This window comes from Ignavibacteria bacterium, from assembly GCA_016873775.1.
Lineage (GTDB): Bacteria > Bacteroidota > Ignavibacteria > UBA10030 > F1-140-MAGs086 > JAGXRH01.
Genome location: VGWC01000014.1, coordinates 32,088 through 42,592, shown reverse-complemented (window position 1 = coordinate 42,592; position 10,505 = coordinate 32,088). Strand labels below are relative to the sequence as shown.

Genomic DNA, 10,505 nt, shown 5'->3' with positions numbered 1-10,505 from the left:
TGGCATCGCAGGCAATTGGCTTTGGTGGAATTTTGTTTTCGGCGGTGTGCTCACAATTTTCTTTTTTGCAAAACTTTGGCGACGCGCGGGTGTAATGACGGACGTGGAATTTATCGAACTGCGCTACTCGGGAAAACCAGCCGCATTTCTTCGTGGATTTCGCGCGCTCTATCTCGGATTGTTTCTCAACTGCATCATTATGGGTTGGGTGAACGTCGCGATGATGTCCATTCTCGAAGGCATTTTTGGCATCGCACATTCGCAAAGTATTTTTTACATCGCCGCGTGTATGGTGCTTGTTGCAGCATATTCGGCAATGTCGGGATTGTGGGGCGTTGCGGCGACAGATGTGTTTCAATTCGTGTTTGCAATGGTCGGAACGCTTGTGCTTGCGATTCTTTTACTACAACTTCCACAAGTCGGTGGAATAACTGGATTGCAAGAAAAACTTCCAAAATATTATTTTGATTTTTTTCCTAATGTTGGAAATGCAACTTCGGAAATGGGAACAACGCTCGCAATTTCCGTTATGGGATTTCTTGCGTACATCGGAATTCAATGGTGGGCATCGTGGTATCCGGGAGCAGAACCGGGCGGCGGCGGTTATGTTGCGCAGCGAATGATGGCGGCAAAAGATGAGCGACACAGCGTGCTTGCAACATTGTGGTTCACCGTTGCGCATTATTGTTTGCGTCCGTGGCCCTGGATTCTTACGGGACTTGCAACGCTTGTCTTGTATCCGCAACTTTCGCTCGCCGATAAAAAACTTGGTTACGTTTTTGCGATGCGCGATTTTCTTCCAACGGGATTGCTTGGATTGTTAGTCGCTGCGTTTTTCGCGGCGTATATGTCCACGATTGCAACGCATTTAAATTGGGGAACATCATACGTCGTGAATGATTTTTATCGCCGCTTTGTAAAAAAAGAAGCAGAGGAAAAAGAATATGTTCGCATTTCAAGAATTACGACGATACTATTAATGCTCGTTTCCGTTGTCGTTACAATGTTTATTCAAACGATTTCCGGCGCGTGGTCATTTATTATCGAAGCAGGCGCGGGACTTGGACTTGTGTTGATTCTGCGTTGGTATTGGTGGCGCGTAAATGCGTGGAGTGAAATCGCCGCAATGCTTACGCCGTTTTTTATGTATGCGTATATAAAATTTTTCACCGATATAACGTTTCCCAACTCGCTGTTCTTTATTGTCGGCGTTACAACTATTGTATGGCTCGTTGTTACGTTTCTTACAAAACCAACGGAAGAAAATGTTCTCAAAGAATTTTACACACGCATTCGTCCCGGCGGAATGTGGAAACCAATTGCACAACTTCTTCCGAATATTCAAACGGATTTTCATTTTGGAAAGCAATTGCTGCAATGGTGCGCGGGAGTTGTGTTAGTGTATTCTTCTCTTTTCGGCGTTGGAAAAATTTTATTTGGTGAAATTAGTTTTGGCGTTGCATTGCTCGTTATTGCGGTTGTGTGTGGCGGCGTGTTGTGGAGAGGGATGAAGGAGTGAAAGAAATTTATTGTAATCAGATATTTTTCTTTTGTAAAAACTTCAACATAAGTTACACCAAAACGAAGAGATGATATTGTTAAAAATAAAATCGTCTCATTATTCCTCAACCACAACTGCTGTTTCGCTCGCGCTTACCATCAGCATCGAACCTTCTCCAACGGTTTCGTAATCTAAATCAACGCCGATAATTACGTTTGCTCCCAAGGATTTTGCCTGATACGTCATTTTTTCCAGTGCAATATCTCTTTTGCTTCGCGCAATTTGTTTTCAAACGCCGCCGGGTGACGAGCGTTGTAAATTCCCGCAAGCAACATTGTTTCTCCGCTGACGATTCCGAAGTAGCGTAATATTTTTTTCACTTCAATAGTATTTGTTGTTACGATGAGCATAGTAGTTTTCTATTAAAATTTTCTGTAGAATATAAAACCGTTCATAAATTTTCAATAACTTTTTTAAGAAAAATTCTTCCATAAAATAATGCACGATTTTGAAATTACGATTATCGGCGCAGGTGTTATTGGACTTGCAATTGCAGCGCGAGTTTCTCGAAATTGTTCGCGCATACTTGTAGTGGAAAAAAACGAAAAATATGGAATGGAAACCTCGAGCCGTAACAGCGAAGTTATTCACGCGGGAATATATTATCCGCACAATTCACTCAAAGCGCGTTTCTGTGTCGAAGGAAATAACGAATTGTATTCGCTGGGCTATGCGCACAACATTCCATTTCGGAAAATTTCAAAAATAATTGTCGCCAATTCAGAAAACGAAATTCCCTCGCTGGAAAATATTTTTCAAAACGGTATTGCAAACGGTATTGAATTACGTCTGCTCGATAAAGAATCAACCAAAAAACTTGAACCAAATGTCAACGCTGTTGCTTCCATCTTTTCGCCGACAACGGGAATTATCAGTGCGCACGGCTTGATGGATTATTTTTTTCACACGGCAAAAAATAACGGCACAATAGTTAAACATAATTGTTGCGTTACTGAAATTTCACCTAAGTCGAACGGTTATTCAATTATTCTTCGTGAAAAAAATTTGCACTCAGAGGTTACTTCAGAAAAAATTATCAATGCAGCCGGATTATTTTCTGATGACATCGCATCGCTTGCGGGAATGGATATTGATAAGGAACAATACCGACAGGCGTTTTGTAAAGGTTCATATTTTTCCGTTGTTCCGCATAAAGCGAAAATCCTTTCGCGTTTAGTATATCCTATTCCCAACAATGAAAGTCTTGGGGTTCACGCAGTTCTTGATTTGGGAGGAAATCTAAAATTCGGTCCCGATGTTGAATTTCTTGAAGAAAAAAAAATAAATTATTCCGTTGATGAAAATAAACGTTATGCATTTGCATCCGCAATTCAACGAATGTTTCCTTCGATTACTGTAGAAGATTTATCTCCCGATATGAGCGGCATTCGTCCGAAGTTGCAAAAGAAAGGAGATGCGATGAAAGATTTTATTATCGTGAACGAAAAAGAAAAAGGATTCAATGGTTTTATTAATCTTATAGGCATTGAATCGCCAGGACTCACTGCATCGCCCGCAATTGCGAGATATGTGGAAGAATTATTGAATCAGTGATTATTACAATATACGTTGATGTTCCCAAACAATGATTTTAAAACACATCTGAAAGAATTTTCTTGTTATACCGGCGAAAGTTTGTTTTCGGAAAATAAAAAAATGCGTGAAGAACAATTATCCCTTGGCAAGTTAACGATTCCCGTTTTTATCAATGAGTTCTGGACTTCGAAACAACGGCAAGCGCATTCATTGCACGAAATTTCGTATCGCGCATGTTTCAAACCGCAACTCCCGCGTTTCTTTATTCAGCGTTTCACGAAGCCGGGCGATATTGTTTATGACCCGTTTGCAGGAAGAGGAACAACGGTCATCGAAGCCGCATTGATGAAGAGGAATGTCATTGCCAACGACATCAATCCGCTGAGTAAAATTTTATACAAGCCGAGATTTTTTCTTCCCGAAATTTCTGATGTTGAACAACGTTTGAATGAAATTTCTTTTGAGGAACATGAAGTTTCCGATATTGACCTTTCGATGTTTTTTCATTCGAAAACATTGCAGGAAATTCTTTCGTTGCGAAAATATCTTTTTCTGAAAAATAAATTTTCTGACGAAGATTTTCTCGATGAATGGATCCAGATGGTTGCAACCAGTCGTCTTACGGGACATTCGAAAGGATTTTTTTCCGTGTATACCTTGCCGCCGAATCAGGCAATTTCTGCTGAGCGTCAAACGAAAATAAACATACAGCGAAATCAAATTCCCGAATATCGCAACGTGAAAAACATCATTGTAAAAAAATCGAACGACTTGCTTCGGAATATTTCTTCGGAAGAAAAAAATATCCTTCGGAGGATTGCGCGAAAAGCAAAATTTTATTCCAACGATGCACGATGCGCGAAGGAAATAAAAAATAATTCCGTTCAACTCACCGTTACGTCGCCGCCGTTTCTCGATGTTGTTCAGTATGCAAATGACAACTGGCTTCGGTGCTGGTTCAATGGTTTTGATGTGGATAACATTGGAAAGAAGATTACGGTGTGTAAATCGCTTGACGAGTGGTGCGGCGTAATGAAATCTGTGTTCAAAGAATTGTTTCGCATTACGCAACAACATGGTTATGTTGCGTTTGAAGTTGGCGAAGTGCGTAAAGGGAAAATTCGTTTGGAAGAAAATATTGCAGCCATCGGAATCGAGACAGGATTTTTGTGTGAGGGAATTATGCTGAATACGCAGCAGTTTACCAAAACTGCAAACATTTGGGGCATTGCGAACAACAGCAAAGGAACAAACACGAATCGCATTGTCATTTTCCAAAAAGCACGATGATAAATTTTCCCTGTATTATACTTTCGAGAGAAATGATTGATGCGGCAACACGACGAGTTCCTAAAACAAAAGTGAACAGAGCGATTGCATCGTCTTTGATACGCTTGCAGGAATTTGATGCTGAATATCAGCAGGCAAAGGATAAATTTGAGATGTGAGATTGAAAATCTTCTTTGGAAAATTATCCGATGGCTTTTCGCACAAAACCGTCGGAATTTTTTAGCAACTCTATTGCTTTTTTTCGTGAAACACTTTTTTTGTGCATAACGATTGCAACTTTGACGTTTCCGTTTGTTTCCCCAAGAATTTTTTCCGCTTCGCCGTATGTAATGTTTAAGATAGTCATTAGAATATTTTTTGCTCGTTCGCTGAGTTTATTACTTTTCAGTTGCAAGTCAATCATCATATTTTCGTACACTTTTCCCAAACGAATAAACGATGCAGTAGTCAGCATATTCAGAACCATTTTTTGTGCCGTTCCGCTTTTCATCCGTGTCGAGCCGGTAATAATTTCGGCGCCGACGTCTATACAAATCGCAATATCAACACAACGGTGAAGCGCGGAAAATTGTCGTTGAGAATAGACGCTTCGGGGATTGGTCGTGAGAAAAATAGTTTTTGCTCCAACTGAAGTTGCGTATTGCATCGCTGAAACAACATACGGAGTGCGAATGCTTGCCGCAATGCCGCAGACAACGTCGCGAGCAGAAACGTTTTTTGCGCGCAGATCTTTTCCCGCCTGTTCTTCAATATCTTCTGCGCCTTCGATAGATTGCACCATTGCTTTTTTCCCGCCGGCAATTATTCCTTGCACCATTTCTTTTTTTGTTCCGAATGTTGGCGGACATTCCGTTGCGTCTAATATTCCTAATCTTCCGCTTGTCCCTGCGCCAACATACAATAATCGCCCGTTGGTTTTCAATGCGTGAACAATGATATTCACCGCTTTCGCAATGCTCGAAAAATCTTTTTCGACTGCGAACGGAACGAGTTTATCTTCTTCGTTGATGATGTGAAGTATTTCAGCAACCGATGCGCTGTCAATTTTCATCGAGCGGAAATTTCGTTTCTCGGTGTGCAATGTGCTAAGCTGTTGGAAAATGTTATTCACGATGGTACAGTTTTATGTTTTAAAAAATTGCGTTGCAAAGTTAGAAAAAGCGAATTTGAAAAACAAAAAATTTTACACTGCAAGCAAATGGTTTTTCCAATGAATTGAATTTTCGCAGAATGAAATCATATATTTTGCCATAATTTTTTTTCACAACAACGCAATCAACAAGTTTCGTCTCCACACGTATGAACGCTTTCGCACGAATGCCTTCCACGACTTCTGAAGAAGAAATTTCTTTGAACAAAGAATTTTTTCCTGCTTTGATGTTGTTAGATTCGCTTCCCGATCTTTGCTTTCTTGTTTCCAACGATGGAGTAATTCTTGAAGCGAACAACGTTGTATGTGCAACGCTTAAACGACCGAAAGAACAACTTCTCGGTTCGTTGCTTGCGTCGCATATAATATCGAGTGAACGCTTGTTTGTTGAAGAAACGCTCAACAAATGTTTTCTTACGGGTAGTAATCAGCAATGCACTTCGCAATTTCATTCTTCCGACAGAACATCGGTAAACGTTCAAATGTTTTTTTCGCCAGTTTTGCTCCCTCATAAGAGAGAGTATCGCTTGTGTGTCGTCAATGCGCGCGATGTTACGGAACAAAAGAAGCACGAATTGGATTTTCTCCGCTTCTTCAATGTTGTGGAACAAACAGTGAACCCGATTCAAATTACCGACGTCAAAGGTAATATGATTTATGTCAATCCTTCGTTTGAAAAAGCGAGCGGATATTCGAAAGAAGAATTGCTGGGAAAAAACCCGAGTATTTTTAAAAGCGGAAAACACTCCAACGGATTTTGGAAAAATGTTTGGAACACCATCAATTCGGGAAAAGTTTGGGTGGGCGAAATTGAAAACACGCGAAAAAACGGTGAACCGTTTTTTGCTCACGTTCTTATTTCTCCAATTATTGATGAAAGCAAAACACTCGTCGGATTTTTAGGAGTGCATCGCGATATCACCGAGCAAAAATATCTTGAACAACATCTTATCCACGTGCAAAAAATGGAGAGCATCGGAACACTTTCCGCAGGCGTAGCGCACGAAGTAGGAAATCCGCTTACCTCAATTTCTTCTATCGTGCAAATTATTCAACGCACAACCAAAGAAGGTTTCACGAAAGAAAAATTAGAACTTGTTAAAAGTCAAATCAACCGCATCTCCCGCATTCTTCGCGACCTTGTAGATTTTTCGCGCCGCTCGACGTACGAACTGCAACTGACGGACATCAATAAATGCATCCGCGAATCAGTAGAAATTGTTCGCGTCGGAAAAAAAGCAAAAGGAATTTCTTTCAACTCCTCACTCGATGATACGGTTCCATTGCTCCGTATTGTTCCCGACCAAATTCTTCAGGTCTTTATCAATATTCTTATTAACGCTGCGGACGCGTTGATTACCAAAGCAGAACAGCAGCATTGTTCCGTCGAATCAATGAAAGCGGAAATTTCCGCAACAACCCAGGCGCACGGAAAATACGTATCCATTTCTATCTGCGACAATGGGACGGGAATTTCTCAAGAGCATTTGGAAAAAATCTTCGAACCGTTTTTTACGACAAAGAAAATTGGCGAAGGTACAGGGCTTGGACTATGGGTAAGTTATGGCATCATCAAAAGTTTTCAAGGTGATATTCAAGTTCACAGTGAAGAAGGCAAAGGAACGACCTTTACCGTTATTCTCCCCATCAATTTAGAAATCTGATTTTATATGGAAAAAATTTTAGTCGTTGACGACGAACAAATCATCCGCGAATCTCTTTCCTTCATCCTTAAAAATGAAGGATACGAAGTGAGCGAAGCATCTAACGGAAAAGAAGCGTACGAAAAAGTGCTTGAGAGTGCATACGATTTGGTTATCACCGATATCGAAATGCCCGAAATGAAAGGCATTGATTTGTTAGAACACATCACCACAGCAAGTCCGCAAACGCTGGTGTTTATCATAACGGCGCACGGTTCAATCGAAACGGCGATCCAAGCGTTACGAAACGGCGCAAGCGATTATATTTTAAAGCCCGTCGAATTTGACGAACTCGTTGTAAAAATTCAGCGGCTGCTCGAGCATCGCCGCATTTCTATCGAGAATAAATTATTACGCAAGGAACTTCTCGATAAGTATGATTTTTCCAAATTAATCGGGAAAAGTACCGCAATGAAAAAAGTGTTCGATATGATTCAAACGGTTTCCGGAACAAGTAGCACAGTTCTTATTACGGGAAAAAGCGGAACAGGGAAAGAATTGGTCGCGCGCGCTATTCATTACAACAGTAAACGAAAAACAAAACTGTTTGTTGTTGTGAACTGTGGAGCAATTCCGGAAACATTGATTGAAAGCGAGTTATTCGGTCATAAAAAAGGAGCGTTTACCGGAGCGGCTTCGGACAAAGCAGGATTTTTTAAAACTGCGGATAACGGCACTTTGTTCCTGGACGAAATAAGTGAAATGCCGTTTCAATTACAAGTGAAATTACTTCGCGCACTGGAGCAAGAAGAAATCATTCCCGTTGGTTCATCAACGCCGATTTCTATTGATGTTCGCATCGTTGCGGCAACGAATCGTGATTTGCTGAAAGAAGTGGAAGCGGGAAGATTTCGGGAGGATTTATATTATCGTTTAAATGTTGTAGAAATCCATCTTCCTTCGCTCGCTGAGCGAAAAGAAGATATCCCGTTGCTCATCGAACATTTTGTTCAGAAATTCAGAAGAGAAATGAATAAGAACATCAAGGGTGTGGATAACGACGTGATGAAACATTTGCTGGCGCACGAATGGAAAGGAGAAATCCGCGAACTGGAAAATATCATCGAGCGCGCGGTCATTTTTTCTACCGATGAATTTGTTTCGATGAAAAGTCTTCCGGAATTTTTTCAAGTAAGTACGGAAAAAGCGATTGCTCGCAACGATATGTCCTTACGAGAAGCATTGGATGAAGTAGAAAAACAATTTATTTACACTACGCTGGAACGGTTTGAATTCGATAAGGAAAAAACAGCGGGGCAACTGAAAATAAGTTTGCCTACGTTATACAGAAGAATAAAAGATTTAGGTATTCCTCAAACGTAAGTGAACTTCTGAAAATCTTCAAGGTTTCTCTTTGAAGGTGCGATGATAAAATTTTTAGCATCCCAATGGTTCATCAATGCAAACCTTGAAAGTTTTGCGCCGATACGCAATAGTTATTTTTTCCCTCTTCTTGTTTCTTGTGCTTGTTTTGCTAATCGTTCGAACCAGGAAAGTTTCCGGTTTTTCGGTTCAATTTTTTTCAACGGTTCATCGTTGTGTGATTTGTTGACCAACCACTGTTGAGCAATCGAGAGAAGATTGAAAAGCGTATAATATAAATTCAATCCCGAGGGAAAACTATTGAACAGAAAGAACATCATCACCGGCATCATCCACACCATCATTTTTTGACGAGGGTCCGTCGTTGTTTGTTTGGATTGCCAAAATTGTGTTATTCCCAGCATCAATGCTAATCCGCTAATTTCCTGCGAATTAAAAATAGGAACGGAAAATGGAAGAGTGAATAACACATCGGGCATAGAGAGGTCGTGAATCCATCCGACAAAATGCGCCTGCCGTAAATCAATGGTCGAACGAAACACAGAAAACAAAGCAAAAAGAATCGGCATCTGTAAAATAATTGGCAAACAACCTCCGGCGGGATTTACTCCATAATCGGTGTACAATCTCATCACCGCTTGATTCATTTTTGTCGGGTCTTCTTTGTGTTTTTCTTTTAACTCAGCCATCATCGGCTGAAGTTTTTGCATCTTCCTCATCGAATCCATACTTTTTTTCGTCAGCGGATGGAGGAGAATTTTGATGATAATGGAAAATACAATTAAGACAATTCCGTAATTTGGAATCACATAATGCAAACCGTAAAAAATAGGAAGCAACACATATTCAGAAATCGGACGAACAATCCACGCCCAACCGAGGCTCAACATTTGGTCAAGTCCTGCGTCGTACGAAAGTAATATATCTCTGTCAAGCGGTCCAAGGAAAATTGTTTCGGCGCAACGTTCTTCTTGGTTTCCTTTGAATGGAAGTTTCATCGCGACTTTGTATTCTTCTTTCATTCCAGTACCGCCAACAGTGATATGCTTTCCTTCCAGATACCCGCCAACGCTTTTTTGTTCGTTCGAAAGAATAGCAAATCCGAAATATTTGTTATGCGTTCCCACCCATTCGGTTGTTCCCGAAAAATTTGATTTCGGAAATTCGTCAGAAGAAGCGGCGTCAATAGTTTTCAGTTCGCCGCCGCTGTATGCAATTGCTTGCGCAAACTCTGCTTCGTCAACGCTGTTATATTCTGTAAAACGAATCCCGCGTTCCCACACGAGTTGATATTCATCTCCCGCAATGATATTTTGCATTCCGATAAAATGCTGTTCGGTACGAAAACCATATTCACCGCGCTTAAAAATATACTTTCGAATCAGTGTGCTTGTTTCAGAAACCGGGAGAACAAATTCAAGTGTGTATTCATCGGCATCGGAACTTGAAATATCGATATGCGATGCAGGGTGCGAAGTTTGAAAATACAACGCGTTCGTGTTGATGATTTTTCCTTCGGTAGAAGAAAATAACAAACTTAAATCTCCCAAGTTCGTGTTTTCTACCAATTGCACCAGCCGTTTTTTACTCCACGAAGAAAATTTCTTTAACGTCCATTTTTTCAACATTCCACCTTTCGATGTAAACTCTGCAGAGAACAATTCGTTTTCGATGTGAATAATTTTTTCGGTTCCCTGAGCAAACGGCGCAAAAAAATTTCCAAAAACTTTTACAAACCGGTCATCGCTTGAATCCGCGATTGATATGTCTTGTGGAAAAATTTTTTGCGTAACAGAATCCAACGGTTTTTTATATGGCGCAGATTGCGAATCTGCAATAGTTCGTTGTGGTGGCTGCTGTGGCGTTGGCGCAATATACATCATCCACACCATCAAAATTAGTCCGATGAGGATGAAACCAAATGTTTCTCGTTTTTCCACGG

The 10,505-nt window shown here is 40.6% G+C and carries 7 protein-coding genes and 1 pseudogene; 5 read left to right on the top strand and 3 right to left on the bottom strand.

The genetic code is table 11. The features are described 5' to 3' along the window. Positions 1–1,519 (top strand): Na+:solute symporter (locus FJ218_03710; protein ID MBM4166010.1); only part of this gene is annotated, 1,519 nt, incomplete at its 5' end. Positions 1,520–1,618: 99 nt separating this feature from the next. Here the strand turns inward: FJ218_03710 and FJ218_03705 are convergent. Then, positions 1,619–1,911 (bottom strand): annotated as a pseudogene (locus FJ218_03705) (heavy metal-binding domain-containing protein). Positions 1,912–1,999: 88 nt separating this feature from the next. Here FJ218_03705 and FJ218_03700 point away from each other — a divergent pair. Both FJ218_03700 and FJ218_03695 read left to right on the top strand, forming a co-directional pair. After that, positions 2,000–3,115, top strand: a complete 1,116-nt coding sequence (locus tag FJ218_03700) for an NAD(P)/FAD-dependent oxidoreductase (protein ID MBM4166009.1) — start codon at positions 2,000–2,002, stop codon at positions 3,113–3,115. Between the two features lie 18 nt (positions 3,116–3,133). Next, entirely contained in the window at positions 3,134–4,387 is a 1,254-nt protein-coding gene (locus tag FJ218_03695) for a site-specific DNA-methyltransferase (protein ID MBM4166008.1), read from the top strand. Between the two features lie 181 nt (positions 4,388–4,568). Here FJ218_03695 and murQ read toward each other — a convergent pair whose 3' ends face one another. Beyond that, complete coding sequence (gene murQ, locus FJ218_03690) at positions 4,569–5,489, bottom strand: N-acetylmuramic acid 6-phosphate etherase (GenBank protein MBM4166007.1); 921 nt, start codon at positions 5,487–5,489, stop codon at positions 4,569–4,571. Positions 5,490–5,686: 197 nt separating this feature from the next. Here murQ and FJ218_03685 point away from each other — a divergent pair, with 197 nt between their 5' ends. After that, positions 5,687–7,201, top strand: coding sequence for a PAS domain S-box protein (locus FJ218_03685; protein ID MBM4166006.1), 1,515 nt, complete (start codon positions 5,687–5,689; stop codon positions 7,199–7,201). Positions 7,202–7,207: 6 nt separating this feature from the next. Next, a complete protein-coding gene (locus tag FJ218_03680) occupies positions 7,208–8,563 on the top strand; it encodes a sigma-54-dependent Fis family transcriptional regulator (GenBank protein ID MBM4166005.1) in 1,356 nt (451 codons plus the stop codon). A gap of 113 nt (positions 8,564–8,676) precedes the next feature. Here the strand turns inward: FJ218_03680 and yidC are convergent, their stop codons facing one another. Continuing rightward, positions 8,677–10,503, bottom strand: a complete 1,827-nt coding sequence (gene yidC, locus FJ218_03675) for a membrane protein insertase YidC (GenBank protein ID MBM4166004.1) — start codon at positions 10,501–10,503, stop codon at positions 8,677–8,679. Positions 10,504–10,505: the final 2 nt, after the last annotated feature.